28 protein-coding genes are annotated in these 22464 nt (G+C 59.0%); 12 read left to right on the top strand and 16 right to left on the bottom strand.

Annotated elements, in window-relative coordinates; all coding sequences use genetic code 11:
• Positions 1-92: 92 nt before the first annotated feature.
• The 8 genes from hisG to HUW52_RS26890 form a co-directional block, all read right to left on the bottom strand.
• On the bottom strand, positions 93-728 hold the full coding sequence (gene hisG, locus HUW52_RS26855; protein WP_007912384.1) for an ATP phosphoribosyltransferase: 636 nt from the start codon (positions 726-728) through the stop codon (positions 93-95).
• A 127-nt stretch (positions 729-855) separates the two neighbouring features.
• Positions 856-2121, bottom strand: a complete 1266-nt coding sequence (gene murA / locus HUW52_RS26860; RefSeq protein ID WP_016984147.1) for a UDP-N-acetylglucosamine 1-carboxyvinyltransferase — start codon at positions 2119-2121, stop codon at positions 856-858.
• Positions 2122-2143: 22 nt separating this feature from the next.
• Positions 2144-2383 carry a BolA family protein gene (locus HUW52_RS26865; RefSeq protein ID WP_007912386.1) on the bottom strand — a complete coding sequence of 80 codons (240 nt, stop codon included), beginning with the start codon at positions 2381-2383 and terminating at the stop codon, positions 2144-2146.
• A 114-nt stretch (positions 2384-2497) separates the two neighbouring features.
• Complete coding sequence (locus HUW52_RS26870; RefSeq protein ID WP_016984148.1) at positions 2498-2803, bottom strand: lipid asymmetry maintenance protein MlaB; 306 nt, start codon at positions 2801-2803, stop codon at positions 2498-2500.
• Complete coding sequence (locus HUW52_RS26875) at positions 2800-3450, bottom strand: phospholipid-binding protein MlaC (RefSeq protein WP_016984149.1); 651 nt, start codon at positions 3448-3450, stop codon at positions 2800-2802. The genes HUW52_RS26870 and HUW52_RS26875 overlap by 4 nt, the downstream gene beginning before the upstream one ends.
• An 11-nt stretch (positions 3451-3461) precedes the next feature.
• Positions 3462-3929, bottom strand: a complete 468-nt coding sequence (gene mlaD, locus HUW52_RS26880) for an outer membrane lipid asymmetry maintenance protein MlaD (protein WP_007912400.1) — start codon at positions 3927-3929, stop codon at positions 3462-3464.
• Positions 3929-4726: a lipid asymmetry maintenance ABC transporter permease subunit MlaE gene (mlaE, locus tag HUW52_RS26885; RefSeq protein WP_175555332.1), complete on the bottom strand. Its 798-nt coding sequence runs from the start codon at positions 4724-4726 to the stop codon at positions 3929-3931. Before mlaE ends, mlaD begins: the two co-directional genes overlap by 1 nt.
• Complete coding sequence (locus tag HUW52_RS26890; protein ID WP_175555333.1) at positions 4726-5535, bottom strand: ATP-binding cassette domain-containing protein; 810 nt, start codon at positions 5533-5535, stop codon at positions 4726-4728. The genes mlaE and HUW52_RS26890 overlap by 1 nt, the downstream gene beginning before the upstream one ends.
• 275 nt (positions 5536-5810) lie before the next feature.
• Here HUW52_RS26890 and HUW52_RS26895 point away from each other — a divergent pair, with 275 nt between their 5' ends.
• The 11 genes from HUW52_RS26895 (at position 5811) to HUW52_RS26945 (ending at position 14022) form a co-directional block, all read left to right on the top strand.
• Complete coding sequence (locus HUW52_RS26895; RefSeq protein ID WP_175555334.1) at positions 5811-6785, top strand: KpsF/GutQ family sugar-phosphate isomerase; 975 nt, start codon at positions 5811-5813, stop codon at positions 6783-6785.
• A complete protein-coding gene (locus tag HUW52_RS26900; protein WP_016984152.1) occupies positions 6785-7309 on the top strand; it encodes an HAD family hydrolase in 525 nt (174 codons plus the stop codon). The genes HUW52_RS26895 and HUW52_RS26900 overlap by 1 nt, the downstream gene beginning before the upstream one ends.
• An 8-nt stretch (positions 7310-7317) precedes the next feature.
• Positions 7318-7890 carry an LPS export ABC transporter periplasmic protein LptC gene (gene lptC, locus HUW52_RS26905; RefSeq protein WP_016984153.1) on the top strand — a complete coding sequence of 191 codons (573 nt, stop codon included), beginning with the start codon at positions 7318-7320 and terminating at the stop codon, positions 7888-7890.
• Positions 7877-8422, top strand: a complete 546-nt coding sequence (gene lptA, locus HUW52_RS26910; protein ID WP_016984154.1) for a lipopolysaccharide transport periplasmic protein LptA — start codon at positions 7877-7879, stop codon at positions 8420-8422. Before lptC ends, lptA begins: the two co-directional genes overlap by 14 nt.
• Positions 8422-9147, top strand: coding sequence for an LPS export ABC transporter ATP-binding protein (gene lptB, locus HUW52_RS26915; protein ID WP_008085069.1), 726 nt, complete (start codon positions 8422-8424; stop codon positions 9145-9147). Before lptA ends, lptB begins: the two co-directional genes overlap by 1 nt.
• A gap of 187 nt (positions 9148-9334) precedes the next feature.
• Positions 9335-10825, top strand: a complete 1491-nt coding sequence (locus HUW52_RS26920) for an RNA polymerase factor sigma-54 (RefSeq protein ID WP_016984155.1) — start codon at positions 9335-9337, stop codon at positions 10823-10825.
• A 73-nt stretch (positions 10826-10898) separates the two neighbouring features.
• Positions 10899-11207, top strand: coding sequence for a ribosome hibernation-promoting factor, HPF/YfiA family (gene hpf, locus HUW52_RS26925; RefSeq protein ID WP_007912419.1), 309 nt, complete (start codon positions 10899-10901; stop codon positions 11205-11207).
• 12 nt (positions 11208-11219) lie between these two features.
• Positions 11220-11684 (top strand): PTS IIA-like nitrogen regulatory protein PtsN, encoded by a 465-nt coding sequence (gene ptsN / locus HUW52_RS26930; protein ID WP_016984156.1) that lies wholly within the window; start codon positions 11220-11222, stop codon positions 11682-11684.
• 2 nt (positions 11685-11686) lie between these two features.
• The gene (rapZ, locus tag HUW52_RS26935) at positions 11687-12544 is read left to right on the top strand and encodes an RNase adapter RapZ (protein WP_016984157.1); all 858 of its coding nucleotides are present in this window, start codon (positions 11687-11689) and stop codon (positions 12542-12544) included.
• Between the two features lie 15 nt (positions 12545-12559).
• On the top strand, positions 12560-12835 hold the full coding sequence (locus tag HUW52_RS26940; protein ID WP_175555335.1) for an HPr family phosphocarrier protein: 276 nt from the start codon (positions 12560-12562) through the stop codon (positions 12833-12835).
• A gap of 131 nt (positions 12836-12966) precedes the next feature.
• Positions 12967-14022, top strand: a complete 1056-nt coding sequence (locus tag HUW52_RS26945) for a hypothetical protein (protein ID WP_175555336.1) — start codon at positions 12967-12969, stop codon at positions 14020-14022.
• Between the two features lie 55 nt (positions 14023-14077).
• On the opposite strand, the gene HUW52_RS26950 is transcribed toward HUW52_RS26945, so the two are convergent.
• From HUW52_RS26950 to pmbA, 6 genes are all read right to left on the bottom strand, one after another.
• Positions 14078-14971 (bottom strand): ZIP family metal transporter, encoded by an 894-nt coding sequence (locus tag HUW52_RS26950; RefSeq protein WP_016984160.1) that lies wholly within the window; start codon positions 14969-14971, stop codon positions 14078-14080.
• 30 nt (positions 14972-15001) lie between these two features.
• On the bottom strand, positions 15002-15613 hold the full coding sequence (locus tag HUW52_RS26955) for a superoxide dismutase (protein WP_026000533.1): 612 nt from the start codon (positions 15611-15613) through the stop codon (positions 15002-15004).
• Position 15614: 1 nt separating this feature from the next.
• On the bottom strand, positions 15615-16055 hold the full coding sequence (locus tag HUW52_RS26960; RefSeq protein WP_016984162.1) for a hypothetical protein: 441 nt from the start codon (positions 16053-16055) through the stop codon (positions 15615-15617).
• A gap of 27 nt (positions 16056-16082) precedes the next feature.
• Positions 16083-17459, bottom strand: a complete 1377-nt coding sequence (locus HUW52_RS26965) for an aspartate ammonia-lyase (RefSeq protein WP_175555337.1) — start codon at positions 17457-17459, stop codon at positions 16083-16085.
• Positions 17440-17847, bottom strand: coding sequence for a hypothetical protein (locus HUW52_RS26970; RefSeq protein WP_016984164.1), 408 nt, complete (start codon positions 17845-17847; stop codon positions 17440-17442). Before HUW52_RS26970 ends, HUW52_RS26965 begins: the two co-directional genes overlap by 20 nt.
• Before the next feature lie 249 nt (positions 17848-18096).
• Entirely contained in the window at positions 18097-19443 is a 1347-nt protein-coding gene (gene pmbA / locus HUW52_RS26975) for a metalloprotease PmbA (RefSeq protein WP_371929228.1), read from the bottom strand.
• 108 nt (positions 19444-19551) lie between these two features.
• Here pmbA and yjgA point away from each other — a divergent pair, with 108 nt between their 5' ends.
• Positions 19552-20076, top strand: coding sequence for a ribosome biogenesis factor YjgA (gene yjgA, locus HUW52_RS26980; RefSeq protein ID WP_007915377.1), 525 nt, complete (start codon positions 19552-19554; stop codon positions 20074-20076).
• A 51-nt stretch (positions 20077-20127) separates the two neighbouring features.
• Here yjgA and tldD read toward each other — a convergent pair whose 3' ends face one another.
• Both tldD and HUW52_RS26990 read right to left on the bottom strand, forming a co-directional pair.
• On the bottom strand, positions 20128-21570 hold the full coding sequence (gene tldD / locus HUW52_RS26985) for a metalloprotease TldD (protein WP_034154473.1): 1443 nt from the start codon (positions 21568-21570) through the stop codon (positions 20128-20130).
• Between the two features lie 4 nt (positions 21571-21574).
• Positions 21575-22435, bottom strand: a complete 861-nt coding sequence (locus tag HUW52_RS26990; protein WP_016984167.1) for a carbon-nitrogen hydrolase family protein — start codon at positions 22433-22435, stop codon at positions 21575-21577.
• Positions 22436-22464 lie beyond the last annotated feature (29 nt).

Here is a 22464-nt window from a genome sequence, read left to right on the forward strand (position 1 = left end):
CGCCCTAACTTAGCAGTCGTTTCCGCTTGGGCACCTGAGAATTCTGGCTATGAGGCGGATAGACGGGCGCGACTTAACGTCGCGCGGGTGAATCAGCCGCGGTGTCGCGATTCCACTGCATTGCGCAGGGTATCGATCAACGCCTGGATTCGGGCGTGTTGCATTTTCATCGAAGCCTTGTTGACCACCAGGCGCGAGCTGATCGTGGCGATCAGTTCCTGAGGTTCCAGACCGTTGGCGCGCAGGGTGTTGCCGGTGTCGACCACGTCGATGATCTTGTCAGCGAGACCGATCAGCGGCGCCAGTTCCATCGAGCCATACAGTTTGATGATGTCGACCTGACGGCCCTGCTCGGCGTAGTAACGCTTGGCGACGTTGACGAACTTGGTCGCCACGCGCAGACGGCCCTTGGGCTCAGGCGCGCCGATCTTGCCGGCGGTCATCAGCTTGCACTGGGCGATCTGCAGATCCAGTGGCTCGTACAGGCCCTGGCCGGTGTATTCCATCAACACGTCTTTACCGGCAACGCCGAGGTCAGCCGCGCCATGCTCAACGTAAGTCGGCACATCGGTGGCGCGCACGATCAGCAGACGAACGTCGTCCTGCGTCGTGGGGATGATCAGCTTGCGGCTCTTGTCCGGATTCTCGGTCGGCACGATGCCCGCTTCAGCAAGAAGCGGCAGGGTGTCGTCAAGGATGCGGCCCTTGGACAGTGCGATGGTCAACATGGGAAACGTCAGTCCTTATCAAGGTACTCATGTCCGGTCGCAATCGGCGCCGGACACACATCGCGCCGGAAACCGGCTCGACTCAAAACGAATTCAGTGGACACATCCCTGTGTCCCAATGCAGCAATCAGCCCGGGACGCGACGGATCTTGGCGCCCAGCATCTGCAGTTTTTCTTCGATGCACTCGTAACCACGGTCGATGTGGTAGATGCGGTCGATCAGGGTATCGCCTTCGGCAACCAGTGCCGAGATCACCAGGCTGGCCGAAGCACGCAGGTCGGTGGCCATGACTGGCGCGCCCTTGAGGACTTCGGTCCCGGTAACGATGGCAGTGTTGCCTTCAACCTGGATCTTGGCGCCCATGCGGTGCAGTTCGTACACGTGCATGAAACGGTTTTCGAAGATCGTCTCGATCACCGCACCGGTGCCTTCGGCAATGGCGTTGAGCGAGATGAACTGCGCCTGCATGTCAGTCGGGAAAGCCGGGTACGGCGCAGTGCGCACGTTGACCGCTTTCGGACGTTTGCCGTGCATGTTCAGCTCGATCCAGTCTTCACCGCAGGTGATTTCTGCACCGGCTTCACGAAGCTTTTCCAGCACGGCTTCGAGGATGGTCGGATCGGTGTCCTTGACCTTGACGCGGCCACCGGTCACGGCAGCGGCGACCAGGTAGGTGCCGGTTTCGATACGGTCAGGCATGACCTTATAGAAAGCCGAACCCAGACGCTCGACGCCATCGATGGTGATGGTGTCGGTGCCAGCGCCGGAAACCTTGGCGCCCATGGCGTTGAGGAAGTTCGCCAGGTCAACCACTTCAGGTTCGCGAGCGGCGTTCTGCAACACGCTGCGGCCCTTGGCCAGAGCAGCGGCCATCATGATGTTCTCGGTACCGGTCACACTGACGGTATCGAAGAAGAAGCTTGCACCGCGCAGGCCACCTTCAGGCGCCTTGGCTTTGATGTAACCGCCTTCGACGTCAATCACCGCACCCATGGCTTCGAGACCACGGATGTGCAGGTCAACCGGACGCGAACCGATGGCGCAACCGCCAGGCAGTGCGACTTCGGCTTCACCGAAACGGGCAACCATCGGGCCCAGTACCAGGATCGACGCACGCATGGTTTTCACCAGTTCGTACGGAGCGATCAGGGTCTTGATGGTGCGCGGGTCGATTTCGACGCTGAGTTTCTCGTCGATCACCGGCTCAATGCCCATGCGACCGAACAGCTCGATCATGGTGGTGATGTCGTGCAGGTGCGGCAGGTTGCCAACGGTCACCGGGCCATCGCACAGCAGCGTGGCCGCCAGGATCGGCAGGGCGGAGTTTTTTGCGCCGGAAATGCGGATCTCGCCATCAAGACGAGCGCCACCGGTAATAATCAATTTATCCATAAGAATCTCGACGCCCTTAGGCTCAGGTGCGCTCGGCCCAGGCCGCGCTGCTGAAAAATTTCATAGTGACCGCATGGATGCTGCCATCGGTGATCCATGGGTTCAAATGGGCATAGATCTGCTGCTGACGCTTCACCGGGCTCAACGCCGCCAGTTCATCGCTAATCACGTTCAGCTGGAAATTGCAGCCTTCGCCCTCAACTTCTACCAACGTTCCGGGCAGCTTTCCTTCAAGGAAGCTCTTCACTTCTACGGCCTGCATGCTCAACCTCAATCGGCGCCCTGTGCGCACGGGTCGGACATCATACAAAAAAGCCCCGCGCCTGCGAACCCCGCATGGCAGGACTCTGACGGGGGGCTTCTTTATGATGTGGGTTCAGGGGTGCGCCAACAGTTCGGTCAGTTCACTGACCTGAGCAATTTCGCGCATGTCTTCGGGCATCGCGCGGATGCTGACGGCCTTGCCGGCCTCTTTGGCATCGCGCATGAAGCACAGCAACAGGGACAAGCCAACGCTGCTGGACTTCTTTACGGCCGAGCAATCGATGATCAGCGAAGACGCCTTGCTGGACTTGATCAGCGCCTGACCTTCCTTGCGCAAGTCAGGGCCGGTGCGATAGTCCAGCACTCCGCTGAGCTGGAGCTCGTCGACATCACTCATACGAACTGCCGCCTCATTCATTGCGCCGGCTTCTCGGCTGCTTGCTCGGTGGTTTGCTTGGCCTTGGCCACTTCACCTGCCCAGTTGTTGATGGTCTTGTCCAGATCATTGCCGTTACGCTGCATCGCGTCAGCGAACTGGTCACGGAACAGCTTGCCGATGTTGATGCCGTTGATGATCACGTTGCGCAGCTTCCACTCGCCGTTGATCTTCTCCAGCGTGTACTGCACAGGATAGATCGCGCCGTTGCTGCCTCTGACGGTCATGCCGACACTGGTGCGGTCGCCCGACTCATCCTTGGCAGGATCAACGGTGATTCCCTGGTTGTTGTACTCAAGCAAGGCATTGCCATAGAACTGGAACAGGCCTTTCTTGAAGTTTTCCTGGAAGGTCTGCATCTGCGCCGGCGTGGCCTTGCGCGAATATTTGACCGTCATGATGCTTTTGGAAATGCCTTCAGCATCTACCACCGGACCTACGATGGTGTTCAGAGCAGTGTAGAAATCCTGCGGATCCTGCTTGTACTTCTCTTTGTTGGCCGACAGGTCGGCAAGCATCCGGTTGGTGGTGTCCTGAACCAGATCATGCGCGGATTGAGTCGCAGCGTTAGCCATCAGCGGCAATGCCGCGAGCAACACCAACAGGCCACGTCGCAAGGTAGAGATCATTCAAAAGCTCCTCATTTGGCGTCTTTGCTAACGGTATTGAGCAGGAATTTACCTATCAGGTCTTCCAGTACCAGAGACGACTGCGTGTCGTGAATGGTTCCGCCATCCTTCAGCGGCTTGTCTTCCCCACCGACGCTGATACCGATGTACTTCTCGCCCAGCAGACCAGCGGTCAGGATAGACGCTGTGGAGTCGGTCGGCAGATTGTCGACTTTTTTGTCCACTTGCAGGGTCACCCGACCGGTGAAGCTGTCGCGATCCAGATCGATGGCCGTGACCTTGCCGATGGTTACACCGGCCATGGTCACTTTGGCTCTGACCGTCAAACCAGCGATATTGTCGAAGTAGGCGTAGAGTTTATAGGTATCGGTGGTCGACGTCGGAGACAGGCCACTGACGCGCAAGGCAAGCAGCAACAAAGCCAGTATCCCTGCCAGCAGGAACAGGCCGACACCGATTTCCAGGGTGCGGTTTTGCATCAGAAATCTCCAAACATCAAAGCAGTCAGAATAAAGTCCAGGCCGAGCACTGCCAGCGAGGCAAACACCACGGTCTTGGTGGTGGCTCGACTGATGCCCTCGGAAGTGGGCTCACAGTCATAGCCTTGGAATACGGCAATCCAGGTCACGACAAAGGCGAAAACAATACTTTTGATCACGCCATTGACCACATCACTGGTGAAATTAACGCTGTTCTGCATGTTCGCCCAATAAGAGCCTTCATACACACCCAGCCAGTCGACAGCCACCCACGAACCGCCCCAGATACCCACCACGCTGAAAATCATCGCCAGCACCGGCAGAGAAATGAAACCGGCCCATAGGCGCGGGGCAATAATGTATTTGAGCGGATCGACACCGATCATTTCCAGGCTGGAAAGCTGTTCGGTGGACTTCATGTTGCCGATTTCTGCGGTCAGCGCCGAACCGGCACGACCGGCGAACAACAGCGCTGTCACCACCGGGCCGAGCTCACGCAGCAGCGTCAGCGCAACCATCTGCCCCACCGCCTGCTCCGAACCGTAGCTCGACAGAATGCTGAAGCCCTGCAACGCCAGCACCATGCCGATAAAGATACCGGAGACCACGATGATCACCAGCGACATGACGCCGACCGAATGCAACTGCTTGACCAGCAGACCGAACCCGCCACTGATCCCGCCACGCCCCAGCAGGGCATGAAACAGGAACAACGTGGCCCGACCAAACACCGCAACGGCATCGATCGCCGCTTCGCCGAACCGGCGCACGCGTTCTATTAATGAAATTCTGCGCATCAGCGCTTCCTCAGAAGATCTGCGCGGTAATCCGTCGCTGGAAAATGGTACGGCACCGGACCATCGGGATCGCCGGTCATGAACTGACGGATACGCGGCTCGTCCGAATTCATCAATTCGTCCGGCGTGCCCTGCCCCAATACCTGACCATCACCCACCACATAGATGTAGTCGGCGATGCTCGCGGTTTCGGCCAGATCATGGGAGACGACGATACTGGTGATCCCCAGCGCATCGTTAAGCAGGCGGATCAGGCGCACCAGCACGCCCATGGCGATCGGGTCCTGGCCGACGAACGGCTCGTCGTACATGAGGATCTGCGGATCCAGCGCAATGGCCCGGGCCAGCGCCACGCGACGCTTCATGCCGCCGGACAGCTCGTCCGGCATCAGCTCGATGGCACCGCGCAAACCTACCGCCTGCAATTTGAGCAGGACGATGTCGCGGATCATTTCTTCCGGCAACTCGGTATGAACGCGCAGGGGAAAGGCGACGTTCTCGAAGACATCGAGATCGGTGAACAGCGCACCGCTCTGAAACAGCACACCCATGTGCTTGCGCGCATCGAACAGATCGCTGCGCGACAGCGCCGGCAGGTTCTGACCGTTGACCCAGACTTCGCCGCTGGCCGGGCGCAACTGGGCGCCCATCAACCGCAACAGCGTGGTCTTGCCGCACCCGGAAGGTCCCATGATACCGGTGACCTTGCCGCGCGGGATGCGAATATCGACGTTATTGAAAATGCTGCGCGCACCGCGCTTGAAGGAGACTCCCTTCAGCTCGACCGCGTAGGCGTTATCGGCACTCATCTAAACTCCTTGCGATGCAGCCTCTCACTCGGACGCCTGGCTTTATTTAAAAAGCACGTACATCCCGGGCAGGCCGAACTGGCGGCGAACTATATCACTGCAAAGGCCAAGCGCCCAAGGCTTGTGCCTGCCGGTATTCGGCGATATGACAGGTCTGCGGGGTATTTTTCCGGGTTTTGGTAACGAGGAATGACAAAGCACGACGAACTTGCGTGAGGCTTTGCAACATAACCGCTATAATCGCCGCCTTTTCATCGGGCTATACGATTTCTGACATGAGCCAATCCAGCGACCTGATTCAATCGGCACAACGCACCATCCAACTCGAAGTGGAGGCCGTACAAGGCTTGCTGCCCCATATCGACGCCGATTTCGTACGCGCTTGCGAGATGATTCTGGCCAGCAAAGGCCGTGTAGTCGTGGTCGGCATGGGCAAATCCGGGCACATCGGCAACAAGATTGCCGCGACCCTGGCCAGCACCGGCACCCCGGCTTTTTTCGTGCACCCGGCCGAAGCCAGTCATGGCGACATGGGCATGATCACCCGTGATGACGTGATCCTCGCTCTGTCGAACTCCGGCTCGACCAACGAAATCGTCACCCTGCTGCCGCTGATCAAACGCCTGGGCATCCAGCTGATCAGCGTCACCGGCAACCCGCAATCGCCGCTGGCCAAGGCTGCCGAGGTCAATCTCAACGTTCACGTCGAGCATGAGGCTTGCCCGCTGAACCTGGCGCCGACCTCGTCGACCACTGCGGCCCTGGTCATGGGGGATGCGCTGGCCGTGGCGCTGCTGGAAGCCCGCGGCTTTACCGCAGAAGATTTTGCCTTTTCCCATCCGGGTGGCGCCCTTGGCCGTCGCCTGCTGTTGAAAGTGGAAAACGTCATGCACGCCGGACAGGAGTTGCCGCAAGTACAACGCGGTACGCTGCTCAAGGACGCGCTGATGGAAATGACCCGCAAAGGTCTGGGCATGACCGTCATCCTCGAAGCCGATGGCAAACTGGCCGGGATCTTCACCGACGGCGATTTGCGCCGGACCCTGGATCGCAGCATTGATATCCGTAGCGCCACTATCGACCAGGTGATGACGGCCCACGGCAAGACTGCCCGGCCCGAAATGCTTGCCGCCGAAGCCCTGAAAATCATGGAAGACCACCGAATCAACGCACTGGTCGTTGTGGATGAAGATGATCGCCCGGTCGGCGCCTTCAACCTCTCCGATCTGCTGCGCGCAGGAGTGATGTAATGAGCAACGATCTGCTGCAACGCGGCAAAGCGATCAAACTGGCGGTGTTCGACGTCGACGGCGTTCTCACCGACGGTCGCCTGTACTTCCTTGAAGACGGCAGCGAATTCAAGACCTTCAACACCCTCGATGGTCAGGGCATCAAGATGCTGATGAACGCTGGCGTACAGACCGCCATCATCAGTGGCCGCAAGACGCCAGTGGTCGAACGCCGGGCGAAAAACCTCGGCATCCCGCACCTGTTTCAGGGACGCGAAGACAAATTGGTCGTTCTCGACGGCCTGCTTGAGCAACTGGGCCTAAGCTATGAACAGGTCGCCTATCTCGGTGACGACCTGCCCGACCTGCCAGTGATCCGCCGGGTCGGTCTGGGCATGGCCGTGGCCAACGCTGCCGATTTCGTCCGCGAACACGCCCATGGCGTTACCCAGGCTCGCGGGGGCGAAGGTGCCGCCCGCGAATTCTGTGAATTGATCCTGCGCGCCCAGGGCCGCCTCGATGCGGCCAACGCCGCGTACCTGTGAGCCAAACCATGTTCAGCAAAAAATTTCGTAACTTCCTGCTGTTCGGCTGCATCGCTGCGATTTTCGCAGCGGTCGGCTATTGGAATATCAGCCCGGAACGCTTTCTCGACAAACCACCGGCCACCTCGGTGGAAACACCTATCGACTGGTATGCAACCAACACGCATACCCTGCAATACCTGCCGGATGGCAAGGTGCAGTATGAAATGACCTCCGAAAAAGCCGAGCACGTGAAGGCAACCGACGTCACGCTCGTGACCAAACCCGACCTGAACATGTATCGCGGAACGGAATTTCCGTGGCACGTGACCAGTGAGCGCGGTGAAGTGAACTCAGGCGGTACCGAAGTCGAACTGATCGACTCGGTACGCGTTGCGCGCACCGATGAAAAGAAGCGTGACATCCTGATCACTTCCACTCGCATGACCGTGTTCCCGCAGCAGGAATATGCGCAGACCGAGCAACCCGTTAGAATCGACGGCGCTGGCGGTGTATCGACTGGCGTTGGAATGAAAGCGTACCTGAAGGAAAGCAGGATACACCTGCTATCGAACGTAAGAGGACAGTATGAGGCTCGTTAAAACCCTCCCTATTTTGCTCAGTCTGGGCGCAGCACTGGGAAGCGTGAGCGCCTGGGCTCTGCCGAACGATCAGCAGCAACCTATCCGCATTCAGGCCGACGACGCCCAACTGGATGACAAGAACGGCATCGCTACCTATAAGGGTGATGTGATCATCACCCAGGGCTCGATGATCGTTAAAGGCAACACCGTCACCATGACTCGCGCACCGAATGGCGATATCGACGTAGTGACCTCCGTGGGCAACCTGGCTTACTTCGAGCAGTTGCAAACCCAGGGCGATACCAAACCGGTTCAAGGCTACGGCGTGACGATTCAATACCATGCCCAGCAAAACCGCGTCGTACTGATCGACAAGGCCAAGGTCGTCGACAAAGACGGCAACGTCACTCAGGGCGAGAAAATCGTCTATGACACCGTGAAGAAACTGGCCAGCGCCGGCCGCGCTACCGGCAGCAAGGTCACCGAGACGCGTCCGCGCATCGACATGGTGATCCAGCCGAAGAAGAAAACCGACGAGAAAACCCAGTAATGGCAACTCTGAAAGCTCAGCACCTGGCCAAGGCCTATAAAAGCCGCCAGGTCGTGCGTGATGTCAGCCTGTCGATCGACAGCGGCCAGATCGTCGGTCTGCTCGGCCCGAACGGTGCCGGCAAGACCACGTGCTTCTACATGATCGTTGGCCTGGTGCAGGCCGATCAGGGCCGCGTACTGATCGATGATCTGGACGTCAGCCATCAGCCAATGCACGGCCGTGCAAAGGCCGGCATCGGCTATCTGCCGCAAGAAGCGTCGATCTTCCGCAAACTGTCGGTGGCCGACAACATCATGGCCATCCTCGAGACCCGTCAGGAACTCGACAAGGCCGGTCGCCGCAAGGAGCTGGAAAGCCTGCTGCAGGAATTCCACATCAGCCACATCCGCGACAACCTCGGCATGAGCCTTTCCGGTGGTGAACGCCGCCGGGTGGAAATCGCTCGCGCGCTGGCAACGGCACCGAAATTCATCCTGCTCGACGAACCGTTCGCCGGTGTCGACCCGATTTCGGTCGGCGACATCAAGCAGATCATCCACCACCTCAAGGCCAAGGGCATCGGTGTATTGATCACCGACCACAACGTCCGTGAGACGCTGGACATCTGCGAAACCGCGTACATCGTCAACGATGGCCAGCTCATTGCTGAAGGCGATGCAGAAACCATCCTGGCCAACGATCTGGTCAAGGAAGTGTATCTGGGTCACGAGTTCCGCCTGTAAGCGTAACAGTGCCCGGTGCGCCGCCCGGGCGCTGTTTCGATTCAAGCAGGATTTAATACGCTTTAATTGTTACAGCGCTCTAGGCAAACACTTCAGTTTCAGGCATATAATTTGCTTAAGTTTGGCGCCCCGGCGCCCTGTAGTGGATGGCGCATAGCGCCGGCGAATAAGGTGTTAAGCCCCTGCCATGAAACCATCGCTAGTCTTGAGAATGGGCCAGCAGCTGACGATGACACCGCAGCTGCAACAGGCCATCCGCCTGCTCCAATTGTCGACCCTGGATCTGCAACAGGAAATCCAGGAGGCTCTGGAATCCAATCCGATGCTCGAACGCCAGGAAGAAGGCGACGACTTCGACAATTCCGATCCGATGGCCGACAACGCCGAACAGAAACCCACCGAAATCCAGGAACCCTCCTATCAGGAAACCGCCCCGACGGTGGACAACCTCGAGGACGGCGAATGGAACGAACGCATCCCCAACGAGCTTCCGGTCGACACGGCCTGGGAAGACGTTTACCAGACCAGCGCCAGCAGCCTGCCCAGCAGCGATGATGACGAGTGGGACTTCACCACCCGCACCTCCGCTGGCGAGAGCCTGCAAAGCCACCTGCTGTGGCAACTGAACCTCGCGCCGATGTCCGACACTGATCGCCTGATCGCCGTGACCCTGATCGACTGCATCAACAATCAGGGCTACCTGGACGAAACCCTCGAAGAAATCCTCGAAGCGTTCGATCCGGAACTGGACATCGAACTGGACGAAATCGAAGCCGTTCTGCACCGCATCCAGCAGTTTGAACCGGCCGGCATCGGCGCCCGCAACCTTGGCGAGTGCCTGCTGCTGCAATTGCGCCAGCTGCCAGCCAAGACGCCTTGGCTGGCTGAAGCCAAGCGTCTGGTCAGCGATTACATCGACCTGCTGGGCGGCCGCGACTACAGCCAGTTGATGCGGCGCATGAAGCTCAAGGAAGACGAGTTGCGCCAGGTCATCGAGCTGGTGCAAAGCCTCAATCCGCGTCCGGGCTCACAGATCGAGTCCACTGAAGCCGAATACGTCGTCCCTGACGTCATCGTACGCAAGGACAACGAGCGCTGGCTGGTCGAGCTGAACCAGGAATCGGTGCCGCGCCTGCGCGTCAACGCCCAGTACGCCGGTTTTGTCCGTCGCGCCGACACCAGCGCCGACAACACTTTCATGCGCAATCAGTTGCAGGAAGCTCGCTGGTTCATCAAGAGCCTGCAGAGCCGCAACGAAACCCTGATGAAAGTAGCCACCCAGATCGTCGAGCATCAGCGCGGTTTTCTGGAGTACGGCGACGAAGCCATGAAACCGCTGGTGCTGCATGACATCGCCGAAGCCGTGGGCATGCACGAATCGACGATTTCCCGGGTGACCACGCAGAAATTCATGCATACCCCGCGCGGTATTTATGAACTGAAATACTTTTTCTCCAGCCACGTCAGCACCTCTGAAGGCGGCGAATGCTCGTCCACGGCGATTCGCGCGATCATCAAAAAACTGGTTGCCGCGGAAAATCAGAAAAAGCCGTTGAGTGACAGCAAGATCGCTGGTTTACTGGAAGCACAAGGCATTCAGGTGGCTCGCCGCACCGTCGCCAAGTACCGCGAATCCCTCGGGATCGCGCCTTCGAGCGAACGCAAGCGGTTGATGTAAGCCACGTTACAGCGTTCCAGTGGCAGGCTATCCAGCCTGCCGCTTTATGCACTGGCAACGAAGGAGAAGCTGTATGCAAGTCAACATCAGTGGACACCAACTGGAAGTGACCCAACCTCTGCGTTCCTATATCGAGGAAAAACTCCAACGACTGGAGCGACATTTCGACAAGATCACCAACGTGCAAGTCACGATGTGCGTCGAAAAGCTGAAGCAGAAAATCGAAGCCACCTTGCATATTCCCGGCAGCGAAGTGGTCGCCAACGCAGAAGATACTGATATGTACGCTGCGATCGACTCACTCACCGACAAGCTGGATCGCCAACTCAAAAAGCATAAGGAAAAGACCCAGAGCCTCCTCCAGGGCGCGACCGGTCGTTAACACCCCTAACCCATGATCCGACTTGAAAACATCCTGACCCCCGGCCGTTCCCTGGTGAACGTGCCGGGCGGCAGTAAAAAGAAAGCCCTCGAACAAATTGCCAACCTTATCCATAAAGAAGTGCCGGATCTGGCCATGCAGGATGTCTTCGAGGCATTGATTGCCCGTGAAAAACTCGGCTCCACCGGTTTTGGTAACGGCATCGCCATTCCCCATTGCCGCCTCAAGGGTTGCGAAGCACCCATCAGTGCACTGATGCACCTTGATGCACCGATCGATTTCGACGCCATCGACGGCGCCCCGGTTGACCTGCTTTTCGTATTGCTTGTCCCGGAAGCCGCAACCGATGCGCACCTGGAGTTGCTGCGTCAGATCGCCAGCATGCTCGATCGCAAGGATGTACGCGAAAAACTGCGCAGCGCTCAGAGCAACGAAGCCTTGTATCAGGTTGTCCTGGACGAGCAGAACGGGCAGTAATCATGCGCTTGATCATCGTCAGTGGCCGTTCCGGCTCGGGTAAAAGTACCGCATTGGATGTCCTTGAGGACAACGGCTACTACTGCATCGACAACCTGCCGGCAGGCTTGCTGCCGGAACTGGCCGAACGTGCGCTGATTCACACTGAACTGGCGCAGCCGCTGGTGGCCGTATCGATCGATGCGCGCAACCTGCCGAGCCACCTGACGCGCTTTCCCGAACTGCTTGAAGATGTGCGCAGCAAGCACATCCAGTGCGACGTCCTGTATCTGGATGCCGACGAAGAAACCTTGCTCAAGCGTTTTTCCGAAACCCGCCGTCGCCATCCGCTGAGCAATGCCAACCGCTCCCTGGCCGAGGCGATCCAGGATGAAACCGCCCTGCTCGGCCCGATTGCCGACCTCGCGGACCTGAAGATCAACACCACCAATCTGAACCTGTATCAGCTGCGCGACTCCATCAAGCTCCGTCTGCTGAACCAGCCGGAGCCGGGCACGGCGTTTCTGGTCGAATCATTCGGCTTCAAGCGCGGCATGCCGGTGGATGCGGATCTGGTGTTCGATGTGCGCTGCCTGCCCAATCCGTACTGGAAGCCGGAACTGCGCGCGCAATCCGGTCTCGATGAACCGGTAGCCGAATACCTGGCATCCCAGCCCGAGGTCGAAGAAATGTTCCAGGACATTTTCACCTACCTGCACAAATGGCTGCCGCGCTTTGCCGCCAGCAACCGCGCCTATGTCACCATTGCCATTGGCTGCACCGGTGGGCATCACCGCTCCGTCTACCTGACCGAACGCCTGGGTCAGGCCCTGCAGAAAACCCTGAAGAACGTCCAGGTTCGCCACCGCGACCTCACTTAAAGGATTCACACCGCGATGCCTGCTCTGGAAATCGAAATTATCAACAAACTGGGCCTGCATGCCCGTGCATCGGCCAAGTTCGTCGGGGTGGCCGGGCAGTTTCCGGATTGCTCGATCAGAGTGGGCCGTACGCCGGAAACGACCGTTGATGGCAAAAGCATCATGGCGATGATGATGCTCGCCGCAGGCAAGGGCACGAAGATCTATTTGAGTACCGAAGGCCATCAGGAACAGGAAGCGCTGGACTCGCTGGTGGCGCTGATCAACAACTATTTCGATGAAGGCGGTTGATTGAGTTGATCCCACAACAGATGCCCTTGGCGATGAACATGGACAGTGTGCGTCTCATCTGCTCGCTTCAGTAATCGCCCGTAGCACATTCCCGAGCAATGATCGCTCCATGAGAAAAAGGACTTTTCGCAGTGACAACAGACCCCTACAGCATTGTTATTAGTGAGCCAGACGATGGCAACTTGCTTTCGCTGCCCGTCGATCGCGAGAAACTGAGCAGTTTCATTTCTGGACTACTTGGCCAGCCACAATCGATCGAAGGAGAGATGCACGGTATTTTCAATATTGACCATGAATGGCTTTTGCATATTCATGCACTCCTTGACCAGCGGATCAGACAGAATCACTCCACACTGACGGCTTTCAAGGGCTCAATATTTTTCAAGAACGGAAAGAAGCGCACCCTTGAAACGCTGGACTCGTTTCTGCATTACTCAGAAACGAAGAAAATGACTTCTGTGGCGGTTCGCCTTACGTGGACCTACCTGATTAATTTCCCCGACAAGTCCATTCCCGAAAAGCAGGAAATAACTTTTTACGCGGCAGCAACTCCACCACAGGCCGCGGGACCTATGGACCCGATCAGGTGGCTGCTGTCCACGAGATCCGAGCCGGGTGTCATCTCCTATAAAATCCACCACACCGAACGCAGTTGGGGTGACGACATCGATACGATATTGGGCCAGCAAGTTGAACTTGCAATGGAAAAACCCAATCGTTTCACCTCGCTCCTTTCGACGTCCTTGTTCTTTCTGACGTTTGTACTTTTTCTGGCCGGGGCCATGTTGCCGGAAGGTATGAATACATTGATTCAGGAACGCCATATAGAAGCTGTTTTTTCGACTTATTCCGTTCAGGCTCAAATACCCACGACCGATCTTGCTTCGGTCGGGGAGAAACTTGATCTGGCCCTTAAAGCGCTTGATCCAAGAAACTCGGCGAATCAGGTCGGCTTCCTGTATCGCGTTGTCAGTCTTCTGCTGACAGGCTTGCTCGCAATGTGGTGTTTCTACTTGTCGGGCAAGGGCAAACCGTCCTATGTGGTACTGAGCAAGGAAACGGAAAAATCACGAGACAAGGAGTTGAGTGCGGTTCGCCGGAATTACCTCCTCGCCACGTTCTCATTCCTGGCAAGTATCGCTGCCGGCGTTATTGGTAACTACGTGTACCTGGCTCTGTCATCCTGACTACTGGAGGCGGGGGGGATACTCTCCCCCTTGAGCACCGGTAAAGGAAACCGAACTACCCCAACGCGGTATCCATCACCATCATCAGACAAAACCCGATCAGAAGCCCGAGGCTGGCCAGCTTGTCGTGACCGTTGCGTCGCGACTCGGGAATCACTTCATGGGTCACCACCAGCAACATTGCCCCCGCCGCCAGTGCCAGACCTAACGGCAACAATACCTGCGCCAGGCTGACCAGCCACGCACACAACAGGGCAAATACCGGCTCGACCAGACCTGACGCCGCCCCGATCAAAAACGCTTTGACCCGCGACATCCCTGCCCCGGCCAGCACCAACGCAATCACCAGACCTTCCGGCACATCCTGCAAGGCGATGCCCATGGCCAGACTGTCAGCATCCGGCATGCCGCCGCCGGCAGACACGCCGACAGCCATGCCTTCAGGGATGTTATGGGCAATGATGGCGAACACGAACAGCCAGATCCGTGGCGGAATCACCGGATGTTCGACAGTGCCGACAAGCATTTCCGGGGAAGCGCCGGAAACCTTGCGATCGACCAGATACAGCCCGAACGCTCCGAGCATGATGCCAAAACAGATCAGGCCACTGCCGCCCCACGGAGTCAGACCGAGGCTTTCGGCGGCGGCAATGCCCGGCACGATCAGCGAAAACGCCGTCGCCGCCAGCATCACCCCGGCGCCAAAACCCAGCAAGGTATCGTTGAGTGCCTGTGGCATGCGCCGAATCACCAACACCGGCACCGCGCCAAGCGCCGTGCCGAGGGCGCAGATCGCGCCACCCTGCAACGCCCGCGACAGCCTCGGCTGCAGATTCAACCATTCCAGCCCGTGAGCGACCAGCAAGGTCATGCCCGCCAACAGCAACAGCGATCCCACTGCGTAACGAAACATACGCCCACTTCCGATCGCCAGTGTTTCAGTGCCCATAGTCAGCCTTGGATTGTTTTTATAGAAGACTTAAACCAGTGCGGCCTGATAGCGCGCAGCCACTTCAGGCCAATTGATCACGTTGTAGAACGCGTTGATGTATTCCGGGCGACGGTTCTGATAACGCAAGTAATAGGCGTGCTCCCAGACGTCGAGACCGAGAATCGGCGTGTTGCCATTCATCAACGGGCTGTCCTGGTTGCCGCTGCTTTCCACGATCAGCTTCTTCTGCGGGGTCACGCTGAGCCAGGCCCAGCCGCTGCCGAAGCGGGTCAGCGCGGCTTTGGTGAAGGCATCCTTGAAACTGTCTAGGCCGCCCAGTTGCTCATCGATGGCCTTGGCCAGTGCACCGTCCGGTTTGCCGCCGCCGCTTGGCACCATGACTTCCCAGAACAGCGAGTGATTGGCGTGACCGCCGCCCTGATTGATCACCGCCGCACGCAGTTTTTCCGGCAGTTGCTGAACACTGGCGACGAGTTTTTCTACCGGCCATTCAGCGTACTCAGTGCCTTCTACAGCGGCGTTTAAGTTGTTGATGTAAGTCTGGTGATGCTTGGTGTAGTGAATCTCCATGGTCTGCGCATCGATATGCGGCTCAAGAGCGTCGTAGGCGTAAGGCAAGGCAGGCAAGGTAAAAGCCATTTCAATGGACTCCATGGTGGTGTGGGGCAGGCGCGCGGCGCGCATTGCCGGTATCCGGGTGCAGCAGACGCTGGGTGCGCGGGTATTCGCCGTGTTCGCTGATGAAATTCAGCAGCTCGACGTAGGTCTTGCTGCTCTGGCGCAGCGCCGCTTCACGCAATGCCAGGCGCTGACGTTCGTCCTGCATGGTCTGCAGCAGCCGTTGATGAATAGCGCAGAGGTATTCGGCGCTCTCCTCCGGCTGATTCAGGCGCAGGTGCAAGTCCGCCAGGTTGTGATGGGAGATGACGCAGGCCGCCACCGCTTCGTCAGCATCCGCCCAGCGTTCGAACAACACTTGCGCCAGGGCCAGGGCCTGCAAGTAAGCCTCGCGGGCGTCGATCAGTTCGCCGAGCATGAAGCAGCGATTGGCCCGTTCGATCGTGCGTTTCCAGTGCTCCATGGTGAGCCTCCAAAGCGGTTGCGGGGTTTACACGCCGCCGGCGGTGAGTTTCTCGGGATTGAGCAACTCTTCCAGTTGGCTGCGCGACAGATTGGTGTGTTCCAGAGCAACGTCAATCACCGCGCGGCCTTCCTTGTAGGCCTGCTTGGCGATTTCGGCGGCCTTCTGGTAACCGATGATCGGGTTGAGCGCGGTGACCAGAATCGGGTTGCGCGACAACGCTTCTTTCAAGCGCGATTCGTTGACCTTGAAGCTGGCGATGGCTTTGTCACCGAGCAGGCGGCTGGAGTTGGCCAGCAGTTCGATGCTGCTCAACAGGTTCTGCGCGATGATCGGCAACATCACGTTGAGTTCGAAGTTGCCCGACTGGCCGGCGATGGTGATCACCGAATCGTTGCCAATGACTTGTGCAGCGACCATGGCGGTGGCTTCCGGAATCACCGGATTGACCTTGCCCGGCATGATCGACGAGCCCGGCTGCAGGGCTTCGAGCTCGATTTCGCCGAGGCCGGCGAGCGGGCCGGAGTTCATCCAGCGCAGGTCGTTGGCGATTTTCATCAGCGACACAGCGGTGGTCTTGAGCTGGCCGGAGACGGCGACGGCGGTGTCCTGCGAGCCGATTAGCGCAAACAGATCCTTGCCCGTGGTGAATTGCACGTCGGTCAGTTGGCTCAACTGACGGCTGAAACGAGCGGCGAACTCAGGGTGTGCGTTGATCCCGGTGCCGACCGCCGTGCCGCCCTGCGCCAACGATTGCAGGCTCGGCAGCAAATCCTGCAGGTGGCCGATGTTGGCCTTGAGCTGCTGCGCCCAGCCATTGAGTACCTGGCTCATGCGCACTGGCATCGCGTCCATCAAATGCGTGCGGCCGGTTTTGACGTGGTGATGCACCTGCCCGGCTTTTTGCTCGATCACTTGCACCAGGTGCAGCAGCGCCGGCAGCAGTTGTTCGTGCAGGGCCAGTGCTGCACTGACGTGGATGGTGGTCGGGATGATGTCGTTGCTGCTCTGGCCGCAGTTGACATGATCGTTGGCGTTGACCGGGTCACCGAGCAGGCGGCTGGCCAGGGTGGCGATCACCTCGTTGGCGTTCATGTTGGAGCTGGTGCCGGAACCGGTCTGGAAGATATCCACCGGAAAATGCTGCATGAAATCACCTTCGAGCAAACCTTGCGCGGCATCGCTGATGGCTTTGCCCTGTGCGGCGCTGATCTGGTTGAGCTCAACGTTGGCCCGAGCGGCGGCGGCTTTGGCGAGGATCAGCGCGCGGATGAATTGCGTCGGCATCGGCTTGCCACTGATCGGGAAGTTATCCACTGCGCGCTGAGTTTGCGCGCCGTAGAGAGCGTCCACCGGCACCTGCAGTTCGCCCATGCTGTCGCGCTCAATACGTGTCTTGGTCATCGGTAAATCCTTGGACTAATTCAATGAGAGGAATCGAGGGAAGCAGTTCGCAAGTGGCGAGCTGCCAGGTGTAGCGTTGCCAGCGATTGAGCCGGCAGTTGCACAGGGACAGGCGCTCCATTTCACGCAACGGGCGCCAGGCTTGATCGAGGCAGATGCTCCGCCAGTGCCACGGCAAGGCGATGTCAGTGGCCGTGTCGAGCAGCAGACGGAAGGAGGTTTCAGCGATGGTCCAAGGCGAGGTCGCGGTGCAACAAGACAGATACCGGCCTTCGGCGAGGTAATGTTCGATCAGGCGCGGCTCATCGGGATCCATCGCGCAACGGATCTGGCGACTCATCCAGCGCCAGCTTTCGAGGTACGGCTGCTCGTGCAAGGCAGAACTCATGATCCGGGGCTCATCCGATAATGAGATTTATTATTAGATGATAATGAGAACCAAAACAAGAGAGCCTGGTTACACAGACCCCATTGTGGGAGCGAGCCTGCTCGCGAAGGCGTCGTGTCAGTCACCATGAAGGTCGGCAGTTAAATCGCTTTTGCGAGCAGGCTCGCTCCCACATGGGTTTCGTGTGGAGCCAATAAAAAAGGCGCGCTACCCGGTGGGGTGGCGCGCCTTTTGTGTGACAGTTGCGGTTTAGCTGCCCGCGACAGTCATCCGCTCGATCAACACCGAACCTGTGCGAATGTTGCTGCGTAGCTCCAGGTCGTTACCCACGGCAACGATCTGTTTGAACATGTCACGCATGTTGCCGGCGATGGTGACTTCCTGCACCGCGAACTGGATTTCACCGTTCTCGACCCAGAAACCCGCCGCACCACGCGAGTAGTCGCCGGTAACCATGTTCAGGCCATGGCCCATCAACTCAGTGACCAGCAAGCCACGGCCCATACGCTTCAACAACGCCGCCTGGTCTTCGTCGCCATGGGTGACGAACAGGTTATGCACGCCGCCGGCGTTGGCGGTGCTTGGCATACCGAGCTTGCGCCCGGAGTACGTGCCGAGGATGTACGACACCAACTCGCCCTTTTCGACGAACGGTTTGGCATACGTCGCCAGCCCATCACCGTCGTACGAAGCACTGCCCATTGCGCGCATGAGGTGCGGACGCTCATCGATGGTCAGCCATTCAGGGAACAATTTTTGCCCCAGAGTGCCTTCAAGGAACGACGATTTGCGATACAGACTGCCGCCGGACACTGCGGAAAGAAAACTGCCAAACAGACCACCAGCCAGTTCTGCGGAAAACAGCACCGGCACTTCGCAGGTCGGCACCGGACGCGCGCCCAGACGGCTTGCCGCGCGTTGCGCAGCACGCTGACCGATGCTCACCGGATCCGCGAGCAGGCTGCCCTGACGGTTTACGTCATACCAGTAATCGCGCTGCATCTGGCCATCGGCCTCGGCAATCATCACGCAACTCAAGCTGTGCCGGGTCGAAGCGTAGCCACCAATGAAACCGTGGCTGTTGCCGTAAACCCGGCAGCCCTGATGGGTGCTGAGGGTCGTGCCGTCGGCGTTCTTGATCCGCGCGTCGGCGTCGAACGCCGCCGCTTCACAGAGCAAGGCCTTCTCGATCGCTTGCTCTGGCGTAATGTCCCACTCGTGAAACAGGTCGAAATCGTGCTGTTCCTTTGCCATCAACGCCGCATCGGCCAGACCCGAGGCCTCGTCTTCTGAAGTGTGTTTAGCGATGGCCAGAGCCGCAGCGACGGTTTCGCGAATTGCGTCCGGACCGGTCGCCGAGGTGCTGGCCGAGCCTTTGCGCTGGCCCACATACAGCGTGATGCCAAAACCCTGATCGCGGTTGAACTCGACCGTTTCGACTTCACGCTGACGCACCGAAGTCGACAGGCCCTGCTCCAGCGACACCGCTACTTCGCAGGCACTGGCGCCCTGACGCTTGGCTTCGGCGATGATCTGCTCGACTTGTTCCTGCAGTGCCGGCAATGCCTGCGGGCCGACGCTTTGAACTGCACTCATGCTCATCTCCACTCAAATTCTGCTTTCGGCTGGGGTCATCGAGCGACCGGGCCGGACAAGCGGCCCCCGACTGGTTATCATGGCGGCGTTTCTTTGCGGACTGCCACCATGGTTGATTCTTACGACGACTCCCTCGATACGGGAGAAAAAAGCAAATCTCAGGTCAAACGCGAGCTGCATGCTCTGGTTGACCTCGGCGAGCGCCTGACAACACTCAAGCCAGACTTGATCGCAAAACTGCCGCTGACCGACGCCATGCGCCGGGCTTTGGCCGATGCGCCCAAGCACACCGCGAACATCGCGCGTAAACGGCATTTGCAGTTCATCGGCAAACTGATGCGCGACCAGGACACGGACGCCATTCTCACGTTGCTCGATCAACTCGATGCCTCGACTCGTCAGTACAACGAGCGTTTCCACAATCTCGAACGCTGGCGTGATCGCCTGATCGCAGGCGACGATGCCGTGCTGGAAAAATTCGTCGTCGAGTACCCGGACGCCGATCGCCAACAACTACGCTCCCTGATCCGTCAGGCTCAGCACGAGGTTGCGCAAAACAAACCTCCTGCTTCCAGCCGCAAGATCTTCAAGTACATCCGTGAGCTGGACGAGACTCAACGCGGTCTGCGTTGATATTCGCCACCGGGTGGCCGCCCTGCGCGCCACCCGAAGCTCCACCTCTTCTTATGCGCCCGTGCCCCCCACGGTGATCGCATCGATTTTCAGCGTCGGCTGACCCACGCCTACCGGCACCGACTGCCCATCCTTGCCGCACGTGCCCACACCGCTGTCCAGCGCCAGATCGTTACCGACCATCGACACCCGGCTCATTGCCTCAGGGCCGTTGCCGATCAACGTAGCGCCTTTGACCGGCGCGGTGATCTTGCCGTCTTCGATCAGGTACGCCTCGCTGGTGGAGAACACGAACTTGCCGCTGGTGATATCAACCTGACCGCCGCCGAGGTTGGCGCAGTAGATGCCCTTCTTCACCGAAGCAATGATTTCCGCCGGATCGCTTTCGCCACCGAGCATGTAAGTATTGGTCATGCGCGGCATCGGCAGGTGTGCGTAGGACTCACGACGACCGTTACCGGTGCGGGCCACACCCATCAGACGCGCGTTGAGCTTGTCCTGCATGTAGCCTTTGAGTACGCCGTTTTCGATCAGCGTGGTGCACTCGGTCGGGGTGCCCTCGTCGTCGACGCTGAGCGAACCGCGACGACCGCTCAAGGTGCCGTCATCGACGATAGTGCAAAGTTTCGAGGCAACCATTTCGCCCATGCGTCCGCTGTAGGCGGAACTGCCCTTGCGGTTGAAATCGCCTTCCAGACCGTGGCCGACGGCTTCGTGCAGCAGCACGCCAGACCAGCCCGAGCCCAGTACTACCGGCAACGTACCGGCCGGTGCCGGAATTGCTTCCAGATTCACCAGCGCCTGACGCAGCGCTTCACGGGCATAGCCCATGGCGCGGTCTTCGGCGAGGAAATAACGGTAGTCGGTGCGCCCGCCGCCGCCATGTCCGCCACGCTCGCGACGGCCATTCTGTTCAACGATTACGCTGACGTTGAAGCGTACCAATGGCCGCACATCTGCCGCCAGGCCGCCGTCGGTGGACGCCACCAGAATCCGCTCCCAGACGCCAGCCATGCTGACGCTGACCTGCTGAATACGCGGGTCGAGCGCGCGGGTAGCCACATCAATGCGCTTGAGCAGCTCGACTTTCTCGGCGCGGCTCAGCACTTCCAGCGGGTTGTCCGGCGCGTATAGTTGCGCGACATCCTGCGTGGTGAACGCCTGCACCGTGCCGTTCTGCCCGGCGCGGGAGATCGAACGCGCGGCGCGGGCGGCTGCGCCGAGGGCTTCGAGGGTGATCGCATTGCTGTAGGCGAAACCGGTTTTTTCACCAGACTGCGCACGTACGCCGACACCCTGGTCGAGATTGAAGCTGCCTTCCTTGACGATGCCGTCTTCCAGCGCCCAAGACTCGGAGATCTGGCCCTGGAAATACAGGTCGGCGGCGTCGATGCCGGGGCCGGCCAGATCGCCGAGGACGCCTTGCAGGCTCTCGATCGTCACGCCGCCGGGCGCCAACAGGTGATCACTGACTGAGGACAACAACTCGCTCATAGGTTTACGCCTTAAATTCGTGTTCTGAAGCAGGCCGCTGTGCGCCCTGCGAGAAAAACCGCCGATGACTGGTCACCGGCATTCGCGCCCTGATGGACGATTGTTCATTGCTGTCGCGTTCGGCCAACAACACCGCTTCGCCTTGATCCTGACTCGCCAGCACACGGCCCCACGGGTCGATAATCGCTGCATGACCGAAAGTTTCCCGCGGTCCCGGATGGGTCCCGCCTTGCGCGGCGGCCAGCACATAACACTGTGTCTCGATGGCCCGCGCGCGAATCAGCACATCCCAATGCGCCGCGCCGGTCACCGCAGTAAACGCCGACGGTGCGGTAATCAGTTCAGCACCGGCAGCACGTAATTCGCTGTACAGTTCCGGAAAGCGCAAGTCGTAACACACGCTCAGACCGACTTTGCCCACCGGCGTGTCGGCAACCACCACGCCACTGCCATAAGCATAGTCATCGGATTCGCGATAACGGCCGCGATTGTCCGCTACATCAACATCGAACAGATGCAACTTGTCATAGCGTGCAACGGTTTCGCCCTGATCATCGACCAGCAACGAGCAGGCATTGGCCTTGGCCGTCGGTTGATCCACCGGCGGCAACGGCAAGGTGCCAGCCACTATCCATAACTTGAGGTCGCGGGCGGTCTGTTTCAACCACGGCAGGATCGGTCCTTCGCCCAGGGCTTCGGCACGGCCGATGTCAGCAACGTCACGACGGCCCATGGCGGCGAAGTTTTCCGGCAGCACCGCCAGCTTCGCGCCGCTGGCAGCAGCCTGTTCGAGCAGGCGTCGGGCCTGAGCCAGATTGGCCAGCACGTCGCTCTGGCTGACCATTTGAATCACCGCTAAAGACATGGCGAACTCCGCAAGAGGTACGCGGCCAT

The organism is Pseudomonas sp. 43A (genome assembly GCF_013363935.1).
Taxonomy (GTDB): Bacteria; Pseudomonadota; Gammaproteobacteria; order Pseudomonadales; family Pseudomonadaceae; genus Aquipseudomonas; species Aquipseudomonas crudilactis.

What these genes read in the sequence shown, in the direction of transcription:
- HUW52_RS26965 (WP_175555337.1), bottom strand. Translation starts at nt 17,459, where the DNA reads ATGACCAAGACACGTATTGAGCGCGACAGCATGGGCGAACTGCAGGTG.
- mlaE (WP_175555332.1), bottom strand. Translation starts at nt 4,726, where the DNA reads ATGCGCAGAATTTCATTAATAGAACGCGTGCGCCGGTTCGGCGAAGCG.
- HUW52_RS26990 (WP_016984167.1), bottom strand. Translation starts at nt 22,435, where the DNA reads ATGTCTTTAGCGGTGATTCAAATGGTCAGCCAGAGCGACGTGCTGGCC.
- rapZ (WP_016984157.1), top strand. Translation starts at nt 11,687, where the DNA reads ATGCGCTTGATCATCGTCAGTGGCCGTTCCGGCTCGGGTAAAAGTACC.
- HUW52_RS26940 (WP_175555335.1), top strand. Translation starts at nt 12,560, where the DNA reads ATGCCTGCTCTGGAAATCGAAATTATCAACAAACTGGGCCTGCATGCC.
- lptA (WP_016984154.1), top strand. Translation starts at nt 7,877, where the DNA reads ATGAGGCTCGTTAAAACCCTCCCTATTTTGCTCAGTCTGGGCGCAGCA.
- HUW52_RS26865 (WP_007912386.1), bottom strand. Translation starts at nt 2,383, where the DNA reads ATGCAGGCCGTAGAAGTGAAGAGCTTCCTTGAAGGAAAGCTGCCCGGA.
- HUW52_RS26960 (WP_016984162.1), bottom strand. Translation starts at nt 16,055, where the DNA reads ATGGAGCACTGGAAACGCACGATCGAACGGGCCAATCGCTGCTTCATG.
- yjgA (WP_007915377.1), top strand. Translation starts at nt 19,552, where the DNA reads ATGGTTGATTCTTACGACGACTCCCTCGATACGGGAGAAAAAAGCAAA.
- HUW52_RS26955 (WP_026000533.1), bottom strand. Translation starts at nt 15,613, where the DNA reads ATGGCTTTTACCTTGCCTGCCTTGCCTTACGCCTACGACGCTCTTGAG.
- mlaD (WP_007912400.1), bottom strand. Translation starts at nt 3,929, where the DNA reads ATGCAAAACCGCACCCTGGAAATCGGTGTCGGCCTGTTCCTGCTGGCA.
- lptC (WP_016984153.1), top strand. Translation starts at nt 7,318, where the DNA reads ATGTTCAGCAAAAAATTTCGTAACTTCCTGCTGTTCGGCTGCATCGCT.
- HUW52_RS26970 (WP_016984164.1), bottom strand. Translation starts at nt 17,847, where the DNA reads ATGAGTTCTGCCTTGCACGAGCAGCCGTACCTCGAAAGCTGGCGCTGG.
- HUW52_RS26900 (WP_016984152.1), top strand. Translation starts at nt 6,785, where the DNA reads ATGAGCAACGATCTGCTGCAACGCGGCAAAGCGATCAAACTGGCGGTG.
- HUW52_RS26870 (WP_016984148.1), bottom strand. Translation starts at nt 2,803, where the DNA reads ATGAATGAGGCGGCAGTTCGTATGAGTGATGTCGACGAGCTCCAGCTC.
- lptB (WP_008085069.1), top strand. Translation starts at nt 8,422, where the DNA reads ATGGCAACTCTGAAAGCTCAGCACCTGGCCAAGGCCTATAAAAGCCGC.
- hisG (WP_007912384.1), bottom strand. Translation starts at nt 728, where the DNA reads ATGTTGACCATCGCACTGTCCAAGGGCCGCATCCTTGACGACACCCTG.
- HUW52_RS26890 (WP_175555333.1), bottom strand. Translation starts at nt 5,535, where the DNA reads ATGAGTGCCGATAACGCCTACGCGGTCGAGCTGAAGGGAGTCTCCTTC.
- ptsN (WP_016984156.1), top strand. Translation starts at nt 11,220, where the DNA reads ATGATCCGACTTGAAAACATCCTGACCCCCGGCCGTTCCCTGGTGAAC.
- HUW52_RS26950 (WP_016984160.1), bottom strand. Translation starts at nt 14,971, where the DNA reads ATGGGCACTGAAACACTGGCGATCGGAAGTGGGCGTATGTTTCGTTAC.
- HUW52_RS26895 (WP_175555334.1), top strand. Translation starts at nt 5,811, where the DNA reads ATGAGCCAATCCAGCGACCTGATTCAATCGGCACAACGCACCATCCAA.
- pmbA (WP_371929228.1), bottom strand. Translation starts at nt 19,443, where the DNA reads ATGAGTGCAGTTCAAAGCGTCGGCCCGCAGGCATTGCCGGCACTGCAG.
- murA (WP_016984147.1), bottom strand. Translation starts at nt 2,121, where the DNA reads ATGGATAAATTGATTATTACCGGTGGCGCTCGTCTTGATGGCGAGATC.
- HUW52_RS26920 (WP_016984155.1), top strand. Translation starts at nt 9,335, where the DNA reads ATGAAACCATCGCTAGTCTTGAGAATGGGCCAGCAGCTGACGATGACA.
- hpf (WP_007912419.1), top strand. Translation starts at nt 10,899, where the DNA reads ATGCAAGTCAACATCAGTGGACACCAACTGGAAGTGACCCAACCTCTG.
- HUW52_RS26875 (WP_016984149.1), bottom strand. Translation starts at nt 3,450, where the DNA reads ATGATCTCTACCTTGCGACGTGGCCTGTTGGTGTTGCTCGCGGCATTG.
- tldD (WP_034154473.1), bottom strand. Translation starts at nt 21,570, where the DNA reads ATGAGCGAGTTGTTGTCCTCAGTCAGTGATCACCTGTTGGCGCCCGGC.